At 40.4% G+C, this 21,328-nt stretch carries 20 protein-coding genes; 6 read left to right on the plus strand and 14 right to left on the minus strand.

Translation table 11 applies throughout. The annotated features are described in order from the left end of the window. Nucleotides 1-41: 41 nt before the first annotated feature. The 5 genes from D1B33_RS12990 to D1B33_RS13010 all read left to right on the plus strand — a co-directional run bounded on the left by D1B33_RS12990 (nucleotide 42) and on the right by D1B33_RS13010 (nucleotide 5,067). Nucleotides 42-1,127, plus strand: coding sequence for a type III polyketide synthase (locus D1B33_RS12990; protein WP_118876832.1), 1,086 nt, complete (start codon nucleotides 42-44; stop codon nucleotides 1,125-1,127). After that, nucleotides 1,127-1,678 carry an isoprenylcysteine carboxyl methyltransferase family protein gene (locus D1B33_RS12995; protein WP_158582975.1) on the plus strand — a complete coding sequence of 184 codons (552 nt, stop codon included), beginning with the start codon at nucleotides 1,127-1,129 and terminating at the stop codon, nucleotides 1,676-1,678. The genes D1B33_RS12990 and D1B33_RS12995 overlap by 1 nt, the downstream gene beginning before the upstream one ends. A 374-nt stretch (nucleotides 1,679-2,052) precedes the next feature. Further along, on the plus strand, nucleotides 2,053-2,475 hold the full coding sequence (locus D1B33_RS13000) for a helical membrane plugin domain-containing protein (RefSeq protein ID WP_118876834.1): 423 nt from the start codon (nucleotides 2,053-2,055) through the stop codon (nucleotides 2,473-2,475). Between the two features lie 38 nt (nucleotides 2,476-2,513). Beyond that, a complete protein-coding gene (locus D1B33_RS13005; protein WP_118876835.1) occupies nucleotides 2,514-3,698 on the plus strand; it encodes an NAD(P)/FAD-dependent oxidoreductase in 1,185 nt (394 codons plus the stop codon). A gap of 157 nt (nucleotides 3,699-3,855) precedes the next feature. Further along, nucleotides 3,856-5,067: an MFS transporter gene (locus tag D1B33_RS13010; RefSeq protein ID WP_118876836.1), complete on the plus strand. Its 1,212-nt coding sequence runs from the start codon at nucleotides 3,856-3,858 to the stop codon at nucleotides 5,065-5,067. 61 nt (nucleotides 5,068-5,128) lie between these two features. On the opposite strand, the gene D1B33_RS13015 is transcribed toward D1B33_RS13010, so the two are convergent. From D1B33_RS13015 to D1B33_RS13065, 11 genes are all read right to left on the minus strand, one after another. Then, the gene (locus tag D1B33_RS13015) at nucleotides 5,129-5,737 is read right to left on the minus strand and encodes a DedA family protein (protein WP_118876837.1); all 609 of its coding nucleotides are present in this window, start codon (nucleotides 5,735-5,737) and stop codon (nucleotides 5,129-5,131) included. A 293-nt stretch (nucleotides 5,738-6,030) separates the two neighbouring features. Then, nucleotides 6,031-6,939: an ABC transporter ATP-binding protein gene (locus D1B33_RS13020; RefSeq protein WP_118876838.1), complete on the minus strand. Its 909-nt coding sequence runs from the start codon at nucleotides 6,937-6,939 to the stop codon at nucleotides 6,031-6,033. Further along, nucleotides 6,932-7,987, minus strand: a complete 1,056-nt coding sequence (locus tag D1B33_RS13025) for an ABC transporter ATP-binding protein (RefSeq protein ID WP_118876839.1) — start codon at nucleotides 7,985-7,987, stop codon at nucleotides 6,932-6,934. Before D1B33_RS13025 ends, D1B33_RS13020 begins: the two co-directional genes overlap by 8 nt. Before the next feature lie 16 nt (nucleotides 7,988-8,003). Beyond that, nucleotides 8,004-8,933 (minus strand): ABC transporter permease, encoded by a 930-nt coding sequence (locus tag D1B33_RS13030; RefSeq protein WP_118876840.1) that lies wholly within the window; start codon nucleotides 8,931-8,933, stop codon nucleotides 8,004-8,006. Then, complete coding sequence (locus D1B33_RS13035) at nucleotides 8,933-9,862, minus strand: ABC transporter permease (RefSeq protein ID WP_118876841.1); 930 nt, start codon at nucleotides 9,860-9,862, stop codon at nucleotides 8,933-8,935. The genes D1B33_RS13030 and D1B33_RS13035 overlap by 1 nt, the downstream gene beginning before the upstream one ends. A 134-nt stretch (nucleotides 9,863-9,996) precedes the next feature. Then, nucleotides 9,997-11,625: a peptide ABC transporter substrate-binding protein gene (locus tag D1B33_RS13040; RefSeq protein ID WP_118876842.1), complete on the minus strand. Its 1,629-nt coding sequence runs from the start codon at nucleotides 11,623-11,625 to the stop codon at nucleotides 9,997-9,999. Between the two features lie 391 nt (nucleotides 11,626-12,016). Then, nucleotides 12,017-12,922 carry an ABC transporter ATP-binding protein gene (locus tag D1B33_RS13045; RefSeq protein WP_118876843.1) on the minus strand — a complete coding sequence of 302 codons (906 nt, stop codon included), beginning with the start codon at nucleotides 12,920-12,922 and terminating at the stop codon, nucleotides 12,017-12,019. Continuing rightward, the gene (locus D1B33_RS13050) at nucleotides 12,915-13,967 is read right to left on the minus strand and encodes an ABC transporter ATP-binding protein (protein WP_118876844.1); all 1,053 of its coding nucleotides are present in this window, start codon (nucleotides 13,965-13,967) and stop codon (nucleotides 12,915-12,917) included. Before D1B33_RS13050 ends, D1B33_RS13045 begins: the two co-directional genes overlap by 8 nt. A 14-nt stretch (nucleotides 13,968-13,981) precedes the next feature. After that, complete coding sequence (locus D1B33_RS13055) at nucleotides 13,982-14,917, minus strand: ABC transporter permease (protein WP_118876845.1); 936 nt, start codon at nucleotides 14,915-14,917, stop codon at nucleotides 13,982-13,984. Beyond that, complete coding sequence (locus tag D1B33_RS13060) at nucleotides 14,917-15,846, minus strand: ABC transporter permease (protein ID WP_118876846.1); 930 nt, start codon at nucleotides 15,844-15,846, stop codon at nucleotides 14,917-14,919. Before D1B33_RS13060 ends, D1B33_RS13055 begins: the two co-directional genes overlap by 1 nt. 100 nt (nucleotides 15,847-15,946) lie before the next feature. Beyond that, nucleotides 15,947-17,620, minus strand: coding sequence for a peptide ABC transporter substrate-binding protein (locus D1B33_RS13065; RefSeq protein ID WP_199677414.1), 1,674 nt, complete (start codon nucleotides 17,618-17,620; stop codon nucleotides 15,947-15,949). A 542-nt stretch (nucleotides 17,621-18,162) separates the two neighbouring features. Between D1B33_RS13065 and D1B33_RS13070 the strand changes: the two genes are divergently transcribed. After that, nucleotides 18,163-18,930, plus strand: coding sequence for a TSUP family transporter (locus tag D1B33_RS13070; protein ID WP_118876847.1), 768 nt, complete (start codon nucleotides 18,163-18,165; stop codon nucleotides 18,928-18,930). Between the two features lie 48 nt (nucleotides 18,931-18,978). Here D1B33_RS13070 and D1B33_RS13075 read toward each other — a convergent pair whose 3' ends face one another. The 3 genes from D1B33_RS13075 to D1B33_RS13085 all read right to left on the minus strand — a co-directional run bounded on the left by D1B33_RS13075 (nucleotide 18,979) and on the right by D1B33_RS13085 (nucleotide 21,224). Then, nucleotides 18,979-19,611, minus strand: coding sequence for a FusB/FusC family EF-G-binding protein (locus tag D1B33_RS13075; RefSeq protein WP_118876848.1), 633 nt, complete (start codon nucleotides 19,609-19,611; stop codon nucleotides 18,979-18,981). A gap of 109 nt (nucleotides 19,612-19,720) precedes the next feature. Further along, nucleotides 19,721-19,987 carry a CD3324 family protein gene (locus D1B33_RS13080; protein WP_118876849.1) on the minus strand — a complete coding sequence of 89 codons (267 nt, stop codon included), beginning with the start codon at nucleotides 19,985-19,987 and terminating at the stop codon, nucleotides 19,721-19,723. Between the two features lie 268 nt (nucleotides 19,988-20,255). Then, nucleotides 20,256-21,224 (minus strand): GGDEF domain-containing protein, encoded by a 969-nt coding sequence (locus D1B33_RS13085; RefSeq protein WP_118876850.1) that lies wholly within the window; start codon nucleotides 21,222-21,224, stop codon nucleotides 20,256-20,258. Nucleotides 21,225-21,328: the final 104 nt, after the last annotated feature.

A 21,328-nucleotide genomic window follows, 5' to 3' on the forward strand; every position in this document is an offset into this window, starting at 1 on the left:
TAACAAACGGGGAATATAATTCAAAAAAAGGATGTTTCGCCATGCCGAAAATCGCTTCCGTCAGTACTTACAATCCTCCGTACACGCTAGAACAAGCAAATATTGAACAATTAACAAAAGAACTCTTTGACAATAAAATCCCACAATTAGAACGCCTGCTAAAAGTCTTTGAAAATGGTGAAATCAAGCAGCGCCATTTTTGCGTCCCGTTAGAATGGCATCGCGAGGAGCATACTTTTGAAGAACGTAATAATTTGTATATTGAATTAGCCGTTAATTATAGCGTCAAAGCGATTGAGGCTTGCCTATCCAATACAGAATTCCTGGACCGCGCAATCGCTCCAGGTGAGATAGATGCGATTATTTTTGTATCAAGTACAGGAATTTCCACCCCAAGCCTCGATGCTCGCATTATGAATAAGCTCCCTTTTTCGGATCGTCTGAAAAGAATGCCGATTTGGGGCCTTGGATGTGCAGGAGGGGCTTCTGGTGTGAGTCGCGCTTTTGATTATTGTCTAGCACACCCCCAGGAAAAAGTATTGGTTGTTTGCGTTGAACTTTGCAGTCTGACCTTCCAGCAAAACGACTATTCGAAAAGCAATTTAGTGGGTGCCTCCCTCTTTGCCGATGGCGTTTCTTGCCTATTGGTATGCGGTGATCAAGTTGATCTTCAAAATGTGAAGCCTGTCCCCTATATCGTGAATACCGCTTCGAAATGGATGCCGGATTCCGAGGATGTGATGGGATGGGACGTGAAAAATGATGGACTTCACGTTATTTTTTCGCGTGATATACCGACCATTATTGGTAAGTGGCTAGGTCCGTTTATAGATGACTTTCTCGGGGAAGAAAGCCTAACAAAGGAGAAAATCGATTATTTAATTGCCCATCCTGGAGGAAAAAAAGTGCTATCCGCTTATGAAGAAACATTAATGATGACCAAAGAGCATACAGCTATATCAAGAGAGGTTCTCCAGGATCACGGAAATATGTCTTCGCCTACAGTCCATTATGTACTGGAACAATTCATGAAAAGGAAATCCGCTCCTAAAGTCTACGGGCTAATGCTGGCACTGGGCCCGGGCTTTAGCGGTGAGGCAGTTTTACTGCAGTGGAGGGATAAATAATGTTCTTTTTGCTGTTTGTATCAATTGTAATGTTGCAACGCATCAGAGAAGTGGCCATTGCCAAGAAAAATGAAAAAAGAATGTTGGCTGCCGGTGCCTATGAGGCGGGAGCCTCCCATTATCCTGTTATGATTGCTCTGCATGTTGCTTTTTTTATTAGTTTAATTGCGGAAGTGATGCTTTTTGAGCGACCCATTTCTCCCTGGTTTTTATGGCTCTTTATGTTATTTCTTCTAGTCCAGGGATTAAGAGTTTGGTGCCTGGCTTCCCTGGGACCATTCTGGAATACAAAGATCATTATTTTGCCGGGAGCGAACGTAGTTAAGAAAGGGCCTTACAAAATCATTCGCCATCCAAACTACTTTGTGGTTTGCACTGAAATACTGCTCCTGCCGTTGATGTTCCAGGCTTATTTTACGGCGATCGTTTTTACAATACTGAACTTTGCCATGCTTGCCGTCCGTATTCCAACGGAAGAAAAAGCATTGGAGGAGGCCACAAATTACAGAATGCAATTTAAAAAAGGGAAAACTTCCGACATTGTCGAATAAGGGCCGTAAATTATACAAAAACACACGACTAAATTCAGAACATTTATTAAATTTCGTCTTATATAGATTTATTAGAAATAATGAAGAGTTAGGCGTATAATTCTATTAATAGCATCTAAAGTTATACATTTCGTTTTCACTTTCGGTAATTTTAAAAACGTTTTTATTTAAAAAACTTTTGGACCTTCTTTATTCCCATATCTTTTTATAAAGAAGTATAGGATTAGAAGCGTATATAGTTTATCATGGTAAGTGTATAAACTTCACACCAATGAGAAGTTCGACTGAATTTCATTATTATAGTGTAGCTATTTGTGAATTATTTATCAAACCTATTAGTATGCACAAGATGCACAAGTAAAGGAGAATTGGATATGTCAGAAGAATTGACTCAAGCTCAACAATCTGTGGACACAGGAAGACAAGATCTACTTGATCAATTATTAAAGCCTGAAGTTCAAGAATCACTAACTACTTTAGTGGAACAATTGCCAAAGTTAACTGAAGTGGTAAATTTGTTAACAAAAACTTATGACTTGGCACAATTAGTGGCAACGGATGATGTATTGAAAGGCGATACAGTAAGTGCCATTAAAGAAATGGCCGACCCTGTTGTTGGTTCTGTTAAAGGAATCGCCCAAACGGCAATTGAAGCAAAAGATCGCGCTGAAGCTTCAAATGAATCAATCGGCATTTTCGGTATGCTGAAAATATTGAAAAATCCTGAAACGCAAAAACTTCTACGTTTTGCTAACGCATATTTAGAAGTACAAGCACAACATAATAATCAAAAATAATATCCCTTTATATAATTAGTATGGACGGAGGATTTATCATGTCAAAAAAAATCGTCATCTTAGGCGCAGGGTATGGTGGTTTGCTCACTGCGCTAACGTTGCGTAAATATCTAAAAAAAGAAGATGCAAATGTTACAGTAGTGAATAAATACCCAACTCACCAACTGATTACAGAATTGCACCGCCTTGCGGGTGGGACAACTACTGAACGCGCAATTTCTTTCCCATTAACAAAACTGTTTAAAAACAAAGACGTAAATGTGATCATCAATGAAGTAAAATCTTTCTCGGTCGATAATAAAGAAGTTTACTTAAATGATGGCTCTGTACTTGAGTATGACTACTTGGTAGTTGCACTTGGAAGCCAAACTGGTTTCTTCGGCATCCCAGGCCTTGAAGAAAATAGTTTCGTACTGAAATCTGTTGAAGATGCGAATCGCATTTACACGCATATCGAAAATAAAATCGCGGCTTTTGCTAAAACAAAAGATCCGGCTGATGGCACTATCGTTATTGGCGGCGGTGGTTTAACTGGTGTGGAACTAGTTGGCGAAATCGTTGACCACTTCCCTGAAGTTGCCAGAAAATATGGCGTTGACTTTAAAGACCTGAACATCAAACTAGTTGAAGCTGGTCCAAAAATCTTGCCGGTATTGCCTGATGATTTAATCTCCCGCGCTTCTGAAAGCTTGTCTAAACGCGGCGTGGAATTCTTGACAGGACTTCCTGTAACAGGCGTTGAAGGCAACAAAATCTCGCTTAAAGACGGTTCTGTAATCGAATCCAATACATTCATCTGGACTGGCGGTGTTGCGGCATTGCCATTGGTACAAGAATCAGGTCTTGCATGTGACCGCGGAAAAGCAATCATTGATGAATACTTGCGTTCTACTTCTCATTCTGACGTATTCGTTGTGGGTGATGCTTCTGTCGCTCTTCCACCGGATGGAGGCCGTCCTCTATATGCGCCAACTGCTCAAAACGCTTGGCAAATGGGAGAAACTTGCGGATACAACTTATTCGCAACAATCGAAGGCCAAAAACTTGAAGAGTTCAACCCAATCAACTCCGGAACACTTGCAAGTCTTGGACGCAAAGACGGTGTAGCAACGGTTGGCGGCAACAACATTCCATTAAAAGGGCTTCCTGCATCATTAATGAAAGAAGCTAGCCATATCCGTTACTTAACACACATCAAAGCATTATATGGATTAGCATACTAATTTTAAAAAAAGATTTCGGTCAAGCACCGAAATCTTTTTTTGTTTTCCCTTCCATGCTCTGCTCCTTATTGCCCCCTTGCTAAATCCCTCTTTGATTTTGTAAATAAAAGGGTATAATTGAAACTACAAGCTATGGATAAAGGAGGGAAACTTCGACATGAGTGATGCAAAATCTGCGCTAAACAATCCAATCTACCCTGTGATGATTGCGATTGGTGTAGCCCATTTAATCAACGATACCATGCAATCCGTTGTTCCGGCGATGTTCCCTCTTTTGGAGCGCGACCTGGGATTATCTTTTACGGAACTAGGGATGATTTCCTTTGTATTAAATATGTTCTCTTCTACCCTGCAGCCAGTCGTAGGGTTTGTCAGCGATAAGAAACCAATGCCGTATGCATTGCCAATCGGAATGATGAGTTCCTTTATTGGAATACTGATGCTTGTATTGGCTCAATCTTATTGGCTTATTTTAATCGCCGTTCTATTTTTGGGCTTTGGCTCTGCCATCTTTCACCCAGAAGGCTCAAGAGTTTCCTTTATGTCTTCGGGAAATAGAAGAGGTCTTGCACAATCCATTTACCAAGTGGGCGGAAATTCAGGCCAAGCGCTGGCCCCTTTAATCAGCGCCTTTATACTGGATGTTTATGGACAGCATGGTGCCGCAATCATCTTGCTATTAACCTCAATTGGAATTGCAATATTGTTGAAGATTTCAAGATGGTATGCAGAGCAGCTGCGTGAGGAAAAATCAGAGCAAAAAAAGAAGAAGATACTCGTTTCCTCATTGCCTCCGTTAACAAAAAAACAGGTTGGGATTGCGTTAACCCTATTGCTGATCATTATTTTCGCAAGATCGTTTTACACAACAAACATTACCAATTTCTATGTTTTTTATCTAATGGATCACTATGATTTAACATTAAAGATGGGCCAAGTATTTATATTTCTCTTTATGGCTTTTGGTGTGGTAGGTACTTTCTTTGGGGGTTCGCTATCGGATCGCATTGGAAGAAAAAATGTGATCCTGCTATCAGTAGTAGGCCCGCTTCCATTTTGCTTGCTTTTGCCTTACATGCCTATCTGGCTGGTGTTGGTTTTCCTGATTATCATCGGTACGTTAATCATGATTAGTTTCTCCGTAACTGTGGTGTATGCACAGGAATTGGTGCCAAGCAAAATTGGGACGATGGCCGGCTTAACTACCGGATTTGCTTTTGGAATGGGGGCAATCGGGGCAGTGGTAATCGGTTTCCTGTTGGATTCTATTGGTATAGATACGACCATCAAAATCGTTTCCTTATTGCCAATCTTATTGATTGTCGCATTTTTACTGCCAAAAGATCATGTTGAAAAGAGTTCATCATAAAAAATAAGCTGTCCTTAAGAAAGAGAGGGGTCTCAACACTTATGAGACCCCTCCTTTTCCATTAACTTCTTTTCTTTTTACGGTAAAATCGAATGACAATAATCAAAAAGACAATGACGATTGCTGTATAGGCGAAATTAGAATATACATCCATGTAGCCGACAATCGTTTCCCACGATTCTCCAACGGCCGCTCCTACATTGACCAGCACCATATTCCAGATTAATGTACCCAAGGTTGTAAGCAATAGGAATATCCAGAAATTCATTTTGGCTAGTCCAGCCGGCAATGAAATTAAACTTCGAATTAAGGGAATGAATCGGCAGAAGAAAACTGTCCAAACTTCATATTTTTCGAACCATGAATTGGCTTTATGAATGTCGTTGCTTGTTAAACGCAAGAATTTCCCCCACTTGTCCACAAACCGTTCAATGCGGCGTATGCCAACAACAGCCCCGACGCCATAAAGAATGATTGCTCCAGCAACCGAACCTAAAGTTGAAGCAATGACAACGCCTGTCACCGTCAAATCGGTATGAGTTGTCATAAAGCCGCCAAAAGTTAAAATGACTTCAGAAGGGATTGGAGGAAATAAATTTTCAAGCATAATCAGCAGAAACACACCGATGTATCCAAAATCCTCCATGACGCTAGTAATCCAGGTTTCCATTCATATTCTCCTTATGTAAAAAAATAAAATCCGTAAAATCAATCACTTGCTTTATTCATTCTAATGCTACTCTATTATTTTAACCTATTCAAATAATGTTTTGCACATGCATAAAAATGTTGCCCCAATATAAGCAAATAACTTACTATCATTTGACTGCTATTGAACGAATTAGGTTCCAAAGGATTTGTTGCTGCCTATTTTTCGCAAAAATTTAGGAGGAACCATTTCTAAAAAGAATGGCCCTCCTATAAATGGATGTATTTCATTGTTATACTCGCATATTTACAATCTTATTTTGTCCATTTTTTAATTTGATTATCCGATCCATATACAAAATGATTTGGCACAACCTCATGAACACTTGCTTGTTCCGTTGTTTCTTCATGAACATAAGGTATTCTTTGGCGCTTTCTTTCCGTAAGCGGATCTGGAAGCGGTACAGCTGAAAGCAACGATTTTGTATACGGGTGAATCGGATTGTTGTAGATCTCATTTGCTTCGCCAAGTTCAACAATTTTCCCTCGGTACATAACAGCGATGCGATCACTAATATACTTTACCATGGATAAATCATGGGCGATAAACAAATAGGTTAAGTTGCGCTCTTTTTGAAGTTTCTTCAACAAGTTAACCACTTGCGCCTGGATCGATACGTCCAATGCGGAAATCGGTTCATCGGCAATGATAAAGCTTGGATCCAAGCTTAAAGCACGTGCAATTCCGATACGCTGGCGCTGACCGCCGGAGAACTCATGCGCATAGCGGTTGGCATGCTCGCGGTTTAAGCCAACTGCTTCCAATAAGTTTCCGATGTGTTCGCGTCGTTCTTTTTTATCTTTATGCAAACCATGTATGTCAAAGCCTTCACTAATAATCTCGCCAGCTGTCATACGTGGATTTAGTGATGCATAGGGATCCTGGAATATCATTTGCATTTCACGATTGAATTCTTTCAATTCTTTGCGTGATTTGCTTGCGTGAATATTTTTTCCTTTGAAAATGACTTCCCCATCCGTAATGTCATAAAGGCGGATCACCGAGCGGCCGGTTGTCGATTTACCGCAACCCGACTCCCCTACGAGACCAAGTGTTTCTCCTTCATAAACATCGAAGCTGATTCCATCAACCGCCTTAATCGGATTGGACGGAGAGCCGAAATATTGTTTTAAGTTTTTTACTTCCAACAACTTATTAGGCATTTTCTCCAGCCTCCTTCAAATAACCTTCAATTCTTTGTTGAATCACATCAGGAATCGGAACTTCCGGTGCATCCGGGTGCAACAGCCACGTTTTTGCATAATGCGTTTCGGATACTTTAAACATTGGCGGCTCTTGTTCATAATCAATTGCCATCGCGAATTCATTGCGCGCAGCAAACGCATCCCCGATTGGCGGGTGAATAAGATCCGGCGGTGAACCTGGAATCGTGCGCAATTCTTCTTCGGCATCATTTTTCAAATCAGGCATGGATCCCAACAATCCCCATGTGTAGGGATGTCTTGGATTATAGAAGATATCATTGACCGTCCCGTATTCTACGATTTGTCCGGCATACATAACCGCCACTCGGTCTGCAACGTTTGCAACGACTCCCAAATCATGAGTAATAAAGATAATAGACGTATTGCTTTTCTTTTGAATATCTTTCATCAGCTCCAAAATTTGAGCTTGAATCGTTACGTCCAAGGCTGTTGTCGGCTCATCGGCGATCAATAATTTTGGATCTGCCGCAAGAGCAATTGCTATAACGACACGTTGTCGCATCCCGCCACTGAATTCATGCGGATATTGTTTGAAGCGTTTTTCCGGCATTGGGATGCCAACAAGATCCAGCAATTTAATGGCACGCTGCTTTGCTTCCTCTTTTGAAACTTTTTTATTATGCTTCAAGATTACTTCCGTAATTTGACGTCCAACACGCATTGTCGGATTTAGGGCCGTCATCGGATCCTGGAAGATCATCGCGATATCATTTCCTCGCACCTTTGACATTTCCTTTTCCGTCAATGGAATCAAATCGCGGCCTTCAAATAGAATTTCCCCACCGGCATAAATACCGGGTGGCTGAGGAATCAATTTCATAATCGAGTTGCTCGTTACACTTTTTCCCGAACCCGATTCGCCAACAATCGCCAACGTTTCGCCTTCATACAGTTCAAAGCTCACTCCACGAACAGCTTGGACGATTCCTGCATATGTTTTAAAGTTAATTTTTAAATCATTAACCTCCAACAATTTTTTTCTCATTTTTTCTCACCTTCTTCTATTTACGTAGTTTTGGATCCAGGGCATCTCGCAATCCGTCGCCAACAGCATTGAATGCAAAAATCGTCAACGAGATAAAGAACGCCGGGAAGAATAGGCGCCACGGTGCCGAAGTCAGTGCTTTATTTCCTTCAGAAGCCATCGTACCCCAACTTGCTGTCGGAGCAGGCACACCCAGTCCCAAATAACTTAAAAACGATTCTGTAAAAATAGCCGTCGGAATGGTTAAGGTCATTGTCACTAAAATAGCGCCGAGTGCGTTTGGCACAATATGTTTCATGATTAAATGCCACGTATTTGCCCCCAATGTTCTTGCAGCCAATACGTATTCTTGATTTTTAATGGATAATACTTCACCGCGGACGATACGGGCCATGTTCACCCAGCCTGTAATCGATAACGCAAGAATCATCGGCAATAATCCCGGTTCCAATACTACCAGCAAGATAATTACGACCAGCAGGTATGGAACAGCCGATAAAATATCTGCAATACGCATCATGATATTATCCAAGCGTCCGCCTGCCAGACCTGAAATACTGCCCCATAAAACACCGATGATCAAGTCAATGATAGCAGCCGTAATCCCGATAAATAACGAAATTCGTGCCCCTTGCCATACACGGACGAAGACATCACGGCCCAAATCATCCGTTCCGAACCAATGCGCTGCTGATGGCGCTGCATTGTAGATGCCCAGTTGTTCGCGATAACTGTATGGGCTAAAAATAGGTACAAAAATCGCTGCCAAAATAACGATGATCAATGCGATGATCCCAAAAATAGCCAACTTGTTTTGAGAGAAGCGAAGAATAACTTCTTTCCAAAACGATACAGATTTATCAGCCAACTTTTCGCTTTCGCCCTGACGGATGCCTACAAATTTAAACTGATCCGGCGAAATCTTATCCAACTTGTTTTGCGCCATTATTTTTTCGCTCCTTTCAATTTAATTCGTGGGTCAATCACACTGTATAAAATATCAACAATCAATACTGCGAATAGCAAGATAATTGAATAGAAAACAGTGGTCCCCATAATAACCGTATAGTCACGGTTTGTAATACTTGTTACGAAGTGCTTCCCGAGACCCGGAATCGCAAAAATCTGTTCAATAATGAAACTACCTGTCACAACACCTGCAGTTAGTGGTCCTAAGTATGTAATGACCGGAAGCAGAGCATTTCTTAATGTGTGCTTAAAAACAGTTGTCCATTTTCCAAGGCCTTTGGCGCGAGCCATTTTTACATAATCGCTGCTGCTTTGTTCCAACATGCTTGAACGCGTTAGTTTTGCAATGAATCCCATATGCGAAATCGCAATGGCAAGAGCAGGCAGGATACTGTAGATGAAGCCTCTCCAACCACTTACAGGGAACATTCCCAGTTTGAATGCCAAGAAATATTGCATCAAACCAGCCAAGATGAAGGATGGGACGGAAATCCCCAATACCGCAATAGTAGAAGATAGATAATCAGGGAACTTATTGTGGTAAAGCGCGGCAATAACTCCCAATAAAATACCGAATCCCACTGCCAACAACATCGCTTCGATTCCCAGCGTCAATGAAATAGGGAAACTTTCTGCAATCATATCATTCGTTGAGCGACCTTTGTATTTCATCGATTCCCCGAAATCAAACGTCACAGTATCGATTAAATAATCCTTATATTGAATGTACCAAGGATTATCTAATCCATATTTTGCATTTAACTGCGCTTCAATTTGCGGCGGAAAGTCTCGTTCACTTGCGAAAGGACTACCTGGTGCTATCTGCATCAAGAAAAATGTAGCTGTGACAATGAAATAGAGCGCAATCAAGATATAGACCAATCTTTTTAATATATATGTAACCATTTGCATTCCCTCCTTTTGGATTAATAGAAAAAAATAACAGTACATAGAGCTGCTTGTCATCGTATAAATCCGAATGAGGCAGCCTATGTACTATTACGGGTAAACAGCAACTTGTTTAAATTGATGTTAGTATATTATTTGTTAATATCTACATATTTAAGATGTACGTTTCCTAATGCATCTGGTTGCATGTTTTCAACGTAGTCTTTTTTAACGTAAAGATTTGTGTAATAGTAAATCGGTGCAATTGGGAATTCCTCCATTGCAATTGCTTCAGCTTGTTTAAATAAATCGGTACGAGCATCTGCATCCGTTTCTGTAGTTGTTTGTTCCATCAGTTTTGCGTATTCTGGATTTTCCCAACCAGTATCATTGTTGCCATTTTCCGCAGAATCATATTGTTCCAGGAATGTAGAAGCATCGTTGTAATCAGCAACCCAACCCATACGAGCAGCATCATAGTCTAAAGAATTGACTTTATCCAAGTATACTTGCCATTCAGAGTTGTCGATTGTCACTTCGATACCCAAGTTTTTGTGCCAGCTTTCTTGTACAAATTGAGCAATCGCAGCATGCGCTTCGCTTGTATTAATAGAAAGTCCAATCGAGATTTCACTTGGGTCAGTAATACCAAGTTCAGCCATACCAGCTTCTAGAGCAGCCTTTGCTCCCTCGATATCATTATCTTTGAAATAACCTTCAGCATCTTCAAAGCCTTTAATTGCGGGAGGTACCATACCTAAAGCAGGCGTTTGCTCACCTTTTACAACATTGTCGATTAACCCTTGGCGATCAATTGCAAGCGTTAATGCTTTACGGATGTTAGCGTTTGAAGTAAATTCACCCGTAGTGTTGAACTTGTAAACATAAATTGCTGCAAAGTCCTCAACATTCAAAATGCCTTCTTCTTTGTAGCGATCAATCACATCTAAACCTATAGTTTGGTATGGAGCTCCTAGGAAATCAATTTCCCCTGCATCAAACATTGTAGAAGCAGTTGCTTCATTTTCTACCATCGCGATATTAACTTTGTCCAACGCTACATTTTCAGCATCCCAGTAAGTATCGTTTTTCTCCAAAGTAATCGATCCTGAATGCTGCCAATCAGCTAATGTGAAAGGACCGTTTGTTACGTAAGTTTCACCAGCTTCTGAATACCAAGTTTCGTTAGCTTCTGCAGTTGCTTTGTGAATTGGGAAATATGTTTTGAATGCTGTTAATTCCAGGAAGTAAGGAGTCGGATTTTCCAACGTAACTTCCAATGTTTTTTCGTCAATTACATTAATTCCTAGATCTTCTTCAGTGCCTTCACCTAAGTTGAAAGCCTCTGCCCCTTTAATTGGGTAAAGAATAGATGCATATTCTGATGCATTTTCCGGATTCAATGCGAATGTCCAAGCATATGCAAAGTCTTCGGCAGTGACTGGATCACCATTTGACCATGTTGCATCACGTAAAGTAAATGTATAAACTAAACCATCTTCGCTAACTTCCACGTTTTCTGCAGCAGCGTTTACTGGTTCTCCATCTTTAATCGTTGTTAAACCTTCAAAAACGTTTTGCAAAATCGCATTGGAAGTACTATCCGTTGCTAATTGCGGGTGCAATGATGGCGGTTCAGAAGGAATGACCAAGTTTAGTTCTTTAGCGCTTGTACCATCTTCTGATGTAGAGCCACCCTCTTCTCCTCCAAAGTTACAAGCTGCTAATACTACCGATAGAGCCAATAACAATGAAAGAAGCAGAAAATTATTTTTCTTCATAAATATCCTCCTAACATTATTTTGTAATATATTTCCCATTTTTCAGAAAACTTCGCTTCTATTTTTCATTTTTCTGAAAATATTTTAGCTAACGTTTACTATATTAACAAAAAGTTTTCCCGAAATAAATACAAAATTTATATTTGACACTAAATTTTAAATTTTGTCCATAAACGCCTTAATAACTATTCCATTTTTTAAATTAATTGTAAATTATTTACTGTATGTAACAAACAAGATAGCTAATTTTATTTTATGAATATAATAAATGAATCCAATATCCATTTTATTGAATTGTCTGGTTTTTAAAGTATAGAAAGCTATATTCGGAACAAAAAAGATGATAATCTCCCCTCTTGCAGGGCAAATTACCATCTAATTTCCTTCTATTTTACAACCATGATTTTATTTGACTATCCGATCCGTAGACAAAATGGGCCGGCAACACTTCATGCAATTTAGCGGTATGATCCGTTTCCTCATGACGATACGGAATTCTTTGCCGTATTCTTTCCGACAAAGGATCCGGCAAAGGCACGGCTGACAGCAATGATTTTGTATAAGGATGAATCGGATTATGGTAAATTTCTTCCGCTTCCCCCAGTTCGACAATCTTTCCTCTGTACATGACCGCAATTCGGTCACTGATATACTTTACCATTGATAAATCATGGGCAATAAATAGATAAGTTAAATTGCGTTCCTTTTGGAGTTTCTTCAATAAATTTACGACCTGCGCTTGAATGGATACATCCAAAGCCGATATGGGTTCATCGGCTATAATAAAGCTGGGATTCAAGCTTAAAGCGCGCGCAATCCCGATCCTTTGGCGCTGACCGCCGGAAAATTCATGGGCATAGCGGTTAGCATGCTCACGGTTTAAGCCAACCGATTCCAATAACTCAGCGATTCGTTCTTTTCTTTCCCTCTTATCTTTATACAATCCATGAATATCAAACCCTTCGCTAATGACTTCCCCTGCTGTCATGCGGGGATTCAAGGAAGCATAGGGATCTTGGAAAATCATTTGCATTTCCCGATTAAATTCCCTTACTTCTTTTCTGGATTTAGTCTCGTGGATGTTTTTTCCTTTATATAGAACTTCGCCATCGGTAATATCGTATAAACGAATAATGGAACGTCCGGTTGTTGACTTTCCGCAACCCGACTCTCCCACCAATCCCAAAGTTTCTCCTTCATATACATCAAAGCTGATTCCGTCCACCGCTTTAATGGGATTATTCTTGGTGCCAAAATACTGTGTTAGGTTGGTGACTTGCAATAATTTTTCAGCCATTGACCTGCGCCTCCTTCAGATAGCCCTCAATTCTTCGGGAGATTGCTTCCGGAATATCTATTTTCGGGGCATCGGGATGCAGCAGCCATGTTTTTGCAAAATGCGTTTCGGAAACCTGAAACATTGGAGGCTCTTCTTCATAATCAATGGCCATGGCAAATTCATTTCTAGGTGCGAAAGCATCCCCTTTTGGCAGGTGAATCAAATCGGGTGGCGAGCCGGGAATCGTGCGCAATTCTTCATTCACATTATTTCTCAAGTCAGGCATTGAACCCAGCAACCCCCATGTGTACGGATGCTTTGGGTTATAGAAAATGTCATTCACGGTCCCATATTCAACAATTTGGCCTGCATACATTACCGCTACACGATCCGCCACATTTGCTACAACACCCAAGTCATGTGTAATGAAGATAATGGAAGTTTTTCTTTTCTTTTGGATATCCTTCATCAATTCCAAAATTTGAGCCTGTATTGTCACATCCAGCGCCGTGGTCGGTTCATCCGCAATCAATAATTTTGGATCTGCCGCCAGGGCAATGGCAATGACGACACGCTGCCGCATTCCTCCGCTAAATTCGTACGGGTATTGCTTAAAGCGCTTCTCGGGCATAGGAATGCCAACTAAATTCAATAATTTTACCGCTCTTTCCCTTGCTTCTGCTGCCGGGATCTTTTGATGCTTTAATATCACCTCCGTAATTTGGCGGCCAATGCGCATTGTAGGATTTAATGCGGTCATGGGGTCCTGGAAAATCATCGCAATTTCGTTTCCCCGGATTTTGGACATTTGCTTTTCGCTTAAAGGCAGCAGATTACGGCCCTCGAGTTTTATCTCCCCACCGGCATATATGCCTGGTGGCTGGGGGATAAGCTTCATGATGGCATTGCTTGTTACGCTTTTGCCTGATCCCGACTCTCCTACAATCGCCAATGTTTCACCTTCATACAAATCAAAGCTAACCCCCCGGACTGCTTGAACCACACCGGCATATGTTTTGAAATGAATTTTCAAATCATTGACTTCCAGCAGTTTCCTTGTCATGTTTTCACCTTCTTTTATTTTCGTAATTTCGGATCCAATGCATCGCGCAATCCATCGCCAACCGCATTAAACGAGAAGATGGTTAACGAAATAAAGAACGCCGGGAAAAACAGTCGCCATGGTGCTGAAGTCAACGCTTTATTGCCCTCGGCTGCCATGGTTCCCCAGCTCGCTGTCGGTGCAGGAACGCCAAGGCCTAAATAACTCAAAAAAGATTCAGTGAAGATGGCCGTCGGAATCGTTAAAGTCATTGTGACCAAGATTGCACCCAGTGCGTTGGGAACCAAATGCCTTTTGATCAAATGCCATGTACTTGCGCCCAGTGTACGGGCTGCCAGCACATACTCTTGATTCTTTATGGAGAGCACCTCCCCACGAACAATCCGGGCCATATTGATCCATCCCGTGATGGATAAGGCAATAATCATCGGAAGCAGCCCCGGTTCCAGCACAACCAGCAGGATAATTACAACAAGCAAATAAGGCACGGCCGATAATACGTCGGCAATACGCATCATCACATTGTCGACTCGTCCGCCAGCCAACCCGGAAATGCTTCCCCATAACACACCAATGATCAAATCAATAATCGCAGCGGTAATCCCGATAAAGAGAGAAATGCGCGCTCCCTGCCAAACACGCACGAACACATCACGACCCAGGTCATCCGTTCCAAACCAATGGGTGGCAGTTGGTGCTGCATTGTAGATGCCCAATTGTTCGCGGTAGCTATATGGCGAAAAAACAGGAACGAAAATGGCAAGCAAAGTAATTATGACCAATGCAATGATTCCGAAAATCGCAAGCTTGTTATGGGAAAACCGAAGAAATACTTCCTTCCAGAAAGAGACGGATTGGTCTGCCAGTTTTTCGGTTTCTTCTTGCTTGATTCCGACAATCTCGAACTTTTCGGACGGTATTTTTTGTGGTTGCCAATCTGTCCTTGCCATTATTTTTTCGCTCCTTTCAGTTTTATTCGAGGATCAATGACACTGTATAAAATATCAACAATCAATACTGCAAATAAAAGAATAATTGAATAGAAGACGGTTGTGCCCATAATGACTGTATAATCACGATTGGTAATACTTGTTACAAAATGCTTGCCCAATCCCGGAATCGCAAAAATTTGTTCAATGATAAAACTTCCTGTAACTACACCGGCTGTTAGCGGCCCTAAATAGGTAATCACCGGCATCAGGGCATTCCGCAACGTATGGCGAATCACAATCGTCCACTTGCCAAGGCCCTTGGAGCGCGCCATCTTGACATAGTCACTATTGGATTGCTCAAGCATACTCGCTCTTGTAAGCTTTGCAATAAATCCTGCATGCGTGATGGCAATCGCCAACGCAGGCAGAATGCTATAGTTAAACCCTTTCCACCCACTTACAGGGAAATGGCCAAATTTAAACGCCAGGAAATACTGCATCAACCCTGCCAATATAAAGGAGGGAACGGAAATTCCAAGCACTGCAATGGTAGACGCTAGATAATCAGGGAGCTTGTTATGATAAAGAGCCGCAATGGCACCGAGCAATATTCCTATTCCAACGGCCAGAATCATGGCCTCGATTCCCAGCGTTAAAGAGATCGGAAAACTTTCAGAAATAATATCATTTGTCGAACGCCCTTTATATTTCATCGATTCACCAAAATCAAAGGAAATTGTATCCACTAAATAATCCTTATATTGGATATACCAAGGGTTGTCTAATCCATATTTTGCATTCAATTGCGCTTCAATTTTCGGCGGGAAAGCTCGTTCGCTGGCAAATGGACTTCCTGGCGCCAGCCTCATCAGAAAGAATGTCGCAGTGACGATGATAAATAAAGCCATGAGTATATAAATTAAACGCTTACATATATACCTCAGCACTTCAAGCCCCTCCTCTTTTGAATGTTGATTAGAAAAAGGCTGCTCGAATCGATTACTCGATATAAGCAGCCTAGATAGCACCTTTTTCTAAGGGTATAGATTATTTGTTGATGTCCACATATTTAAGGTAGACGTTGCCAAGTTGATCCAATTCCATGTTTTCTACATAATCTTTCTTAACAGAAAGGTTTGTATAGTAGTAGATTGGTGCAACAGGGAATTCGGACATTAAAATTCCTTCTGCCTGTTTTAGTAACTCAATCCGTTTTTCTTGGTCAGTTTCAGCATTTGATTGATGCAATAACGCCGTGTATTCCGCATTTTCCCATCCAGTATCGTTGTTGCCGTTCTTCGCTGAATCATATTGTTCCAGGAATGTATAAGCATCATTATAATCGGCAATCCAGCCTAAACGGCCAATTTGGTAATCCAGGTTCGTTAACTTATCCAAGTATACTTGCCACTCAGAGTTATCAAGAGTAACTTCAATCCCTAGATTTGTGCGCCATCCCTCTTGGATAAATTGAGCAATCGCAGCATGTGCTTCACTTGTATTGAAGGATAATTTAAGGTTCAATTCACTTGGATCGCTTAAACCAAGTTCTTTCAATCCAGCTTCCAATGCTTTTTTTGCTTCTTCGATATCATTGTCTTTAATATACCCGCGATCTTCATTGAACCCATTAACCGCTAAAGGAACCATACCTAAAGCAGGCGTTTGTTCACCTTTCGTAATATTGTCGACCAACCCTTGACGGTTGATGGCTAGAGTCAACGCTTTACGGATGTTGGCATTGCCCATAATTTTATCCGTTGTGTTGAATTTATACATGTAAATAGCTGAATAATCAGCGATTTTTAAAATGCCCTCTTGTTTGTAGCGATCAATTACATCCAGTGCTACAGTCTGGAATGGCGAACCTACGAAATCGATTTCGCCCGCATCAAACATTGTTGCAGCAGTTGTCTCGGATTCAACCATTCCAATATTTACTTTATCCAACGCTACGTTTTCTGCATCCCAGTAATTTGCGTTTTTCTCTAAAGTCATGGAACCACTGTGCTGCCAATCTGTTAAAGTGAATGGTCCATTCGTGATGAATAAGTCACCAGCTTCTGCATACCAAGTTTCGTTTGCTTCAGCTGTTGCTTTGTGAATTGGGAAATATGTCTTGAATGCTGTTAATTCCAAGAAATAAGGTGTTGGATTTTCAAGCGTAACTTCCAACGTTTTTTCGTCAACAACCTTAATTCCTAGATCTTCCTCAGTACCTCCACCTTCATTGTAAGCTTGTGCCCCTTTAATTGGGTAAAGGATTGAAGCATACTCAGATGCATTTTCTGGGTTTAATGCAAATTTCCAAGCATATTCAAAGTCTTCAGCAGTAACAGCATCTCCATTTGACCATTTTGCATCGCGTAATGTGAATGTATATACTAGGCCATCTTCACTGACTTCCCACTTTTCTGCTGCACCTGCGATTACTTCGCCGTCTTTATAAGTTGTTAATCCTTCATAAATTTGTTTCAAAACCGCACTTGACGTGTTATCCGTTGCTAATTGCGGATGCATGGAAGGCGGCTCTGATGTAACAACCAAATTAAGTTCTTTTGGACCGCCTTCTGTTGTACCTTCAGGACTTTCAGTGCCTTCTGTGCCTTCTGTTGTTTCCTCTTCAGATGCCGGCTTTTCTTCAGCGCCGAAGTTACAAGCCGCCAGTATCAAAGTTAAAGCTAGCAACATAAGCATTAAAAATAGATTTCGTTTTTTCAATGCAAGACCCCCTTGTTTTTCGATTTTTCCCTATTTTCTGAAAATAGGAGCAACATCATCATCATAGCAAATAATATTTACAAAATAAACAAAAAATTCACTTTCCTACGAAAATTTCAGTAACTAATTATTTTAATATAATCCTTGATATATCAACATTTACAAATATTTCTACTTTAACTTATTAAAATATTAAAGTAATTAAATTGGTTAATTAAATAATCAATCCAACTGAAAGCATTAGTGCGAAAGGACCCTTTAAGTATTCCGTCTGTTTTCTGACTATTGATATAATTCCTTGTCCCCTTTTTCATTTACTCAAAATACTTATTAGTCTCTTTTAAAAATATTTTGCTACTAAAAATTCTTTTATGTAAATTTTTTGTGATGCCGTGTGTATCAGAACAGGAATCGGTACATCTTGATAAATCCCCAAAACAAAGTTAATATATGGAAGACTCTCATTTAGTAGGTTCAAGCTTTATCTGCAGCCGATCTACTTAATCGATTTTCAATCACATCTTGAAAGGTAGTTACAGTATATGTTTTTCGACTTAGACCCATCTCTGATTATCATCTTATTTGTCTTTGGATTTTTGGCAGCCTTTATCGATTCCGTGGTTGGCGGTGGGGGATTAATCTCTCTGCCAGCATTGATGTTTACTGGATTAAGTCCTTCCGCTGCCGTGGCAACAAACAAACTCGCTGGAACTATGGGTTCTTTAACAAGTACCATTACTTTCTACCGGTCCGGCAAGCTTGATTTCAAGAGCATCGCCAAGATTTTCCCGATTGTCTTCATCTTCGCAATGGCAGGAGCTTGGACTGTTCATTTAATGGATCCCAACTTATTGAAGCCCTTAATGTTGATCATGTTGGCAGCCGTAGCTGTTTATACTATATTTAAAAAAGACTGGGGGAGCATTTCGACCTTTAAAAAACTCACACCCAAAAAGTACATAGGATTTATTGCTTTGGTTTCAATCATTGGATTTTATGATGGCTTTCTAGGACCCGGTACCGGTTCATTCCTGATTTTCGCCTTTTTGATGATTGGCCATGACTTCCTGAAAGCTGCGGGAAATGCCAAGTTTCTAAACTTCGCCAGCAATATCGGGGCGCTTGTTATGTTCCTTTTCTTGGGCCAAATCAATTTCGCTTACGGTCTTATTATGGGGGTGGCACAAATCATCGGAGCCATCTGCGGTTCTCGATTTGCCATCAAACGAGGAAGCAATTATGTTCGCATTTTATTTATTGTAGTTACGATTCTGTTGCTTGCCAAAAATACATATGATTATTTTTCCTAAACAAAAAATCGAGGCTGCGCTTTAACCGCACCTCGATTCTTTTCATCTTTACGTTAAATTCTCAACAAAATCCTCGAACTTCGATAAGTCGGATAATGCCTCATTGCATGCTTTACTATCTTGGCAAAGATAGTTCCCTTTTTTCGTATAGGTGCCTAGATCTGTTCCTTTTTTCGCTACGAGCAGCATGCCTACCTTTGCGTGCTGATTGCATACTGTACAAATTCCCACTTTCTCCGAATGGCTGAATACGCCGCGCACCCCTTTAAGGGTTCCTTCTTCTCTGTACACGATGTATTTTCGATTTGTTCCCGCATCAAACCAGCTTAAATATGATGTTTCTTTCCAATCGTAAGAATCAAGGTTTGGCAACTTTAATTTCTTCTCCTTAGGAAACAATTTTTTCAGCTCATTTGCAGTTGGTGCTTGGAAAGGAATCACATAGGGTTTAATGTCATTCAAAAAATAATGCAGTTGTTCTTTTGTTTCGATATTAAAGATCGGCTGCAGCTGCAGCTGCTGGCTTATTTCCGTGAAAGTCAGTTTTTCATCTATCTTTTCCTGCACGAGCGCTTGGATTGCTTGTATCACTTTTTGATCTTTCGTTGTCGTATACGTATTCAATATTTTTTTGGCTTGCTTTTTTACCAATTGATACTGCTCTACCGTCATGAATTGCATGTTCCCCACTCCTTCTATGGATAAGATACACAAAAGTGATGCAACCAGCAATTGGGGTTTATTATTATAATTATTTTTTACCTATAAAAAAAAGCGAGCCGGGGCTAGCTCATTCCTTTTTGTAAACAATCTTTTTAATTGTTTCTATCGATAAATGATATTGTTCCGCTAATTCTCGAAGAGATGTTCCCTGCAGAAAATGTTGCTTGATTCTCTTATTTCTTTCTTGCAGCCGCTGCCGTTCACCGGTCAACAGCCCCCATTGAAGGCGTTGCTTTTCCGGCTTTGGTATATAGACTAAATCTCCTTGAACATACTTCTGAACTTCTTTTAACAATTCCTCTGGCAAAACATCATGTGCATTCATATAACGCATAAAAAACGCTCCTTTACTTTTCTGATTCAAAGTGAAGGGCAAAGCGATAATGAATAACATGACGAACCCTTAGGCGATGGAATCCATTACCCCATACAAAGTATCGCCGCATTATTCATTGGCTTTGCATGGGATTTTCCAGTAAGCGGCACATTCGGTTGAGCCATTTCGTCACATCCTTTAAAAAATAGATCATGATGTCTTTATTATACAGAAGAATAAAAAAATCGAACCAAAAAAGAGCATTTTTTGCATTCGATTATAAAGGTTATTCATTTGTTAAAGAGGAGGCACAATCGCCCTCATCAATCATGTAACAGCTGCCTTTCACTTTTTTGCAGGTTCGCTTCACGGAAGCCAATGCATCGGATAAATCCTCTACTTTTTTGAATTTTCGTTTGGCATTGGTCAATACGGCAATGGATAAAGACATAATCGTAAAGTTTTCCATGGTTCCCGATCTTCCTTTTACTTTGAAATCCGGGTTTTTCAAATGCTTGGTATCATAAAAGCGAGGAATGGTTTCATCAAAGTCGCGAATGATATTTTCACAGATGGCGTTGATGTTGTAGTGCGGGAGGATAGCCATAAAATCATCTCCTCCGATATGCCCTAAAAAGTAACCGGCCTGCGCCACATTCCTTTTTAGAATTTCACTTAAGTGCAGAAGGACTTTATCGCCTTTATTGAATCCATATATGTCATTGTATGTTTTAAAATAATCTAAATCAAAGTAGATAATGCTGTACTGATCCAGATACAAGATTTCGCCAAGTTTTTGGTCGATCAAGTGATTGCCAGGCAATTTGCTTAAAGGATTCAAAAAGCTGGCAAATTGTACCTGGATATCCACAAATTCCATTAACAACGCACGAATGCTGACTACCCCAAAAAACTTGCCATCCTTTGTCACAATCACATCATCATATAAATCTTCTTCTTGTCTTTCCATTGCAAGCTTACTGACCTCTGTAATACGTTGGTAGAAATCTACAATCAATGGATTTGTTTTTGCCAACAAATTACTTTCTCGGCCCATATACAAATTATAACCATATAAAGTCCCGATTTTTTGATAAAAGTGTGTTCTTGTAATATGAGCAACTGGCTTTTCTTGATGTACGACTACAATCCCTCGCAAATTCGGTTTTTCGGTAAATAATTTGTCCACTTCTTTATTTTTTAAAGACGGAGAAATATACGGGACTTTTTTGGCAATCCGTCCAATATTCGACATCGTTTTCACCTGATTTCGTCATCATTTTCTCACCTATTTGACTCGGTTTTATATACAGTCCCACGAAAAGCGCAAGCGCCGGGATAGCCCGAAACACGCTTGCA

Source organism: Ureibacillus yapensis (assembly GCF_003515775.1).
In the GTDB taxonomy this organism is placed as follows: domain Bacteria; phylum Bacillota; class Bacilli; order Bacillales_A; family Planococcaceae; genus Ureibacillus; species Ureibacillus yapensis.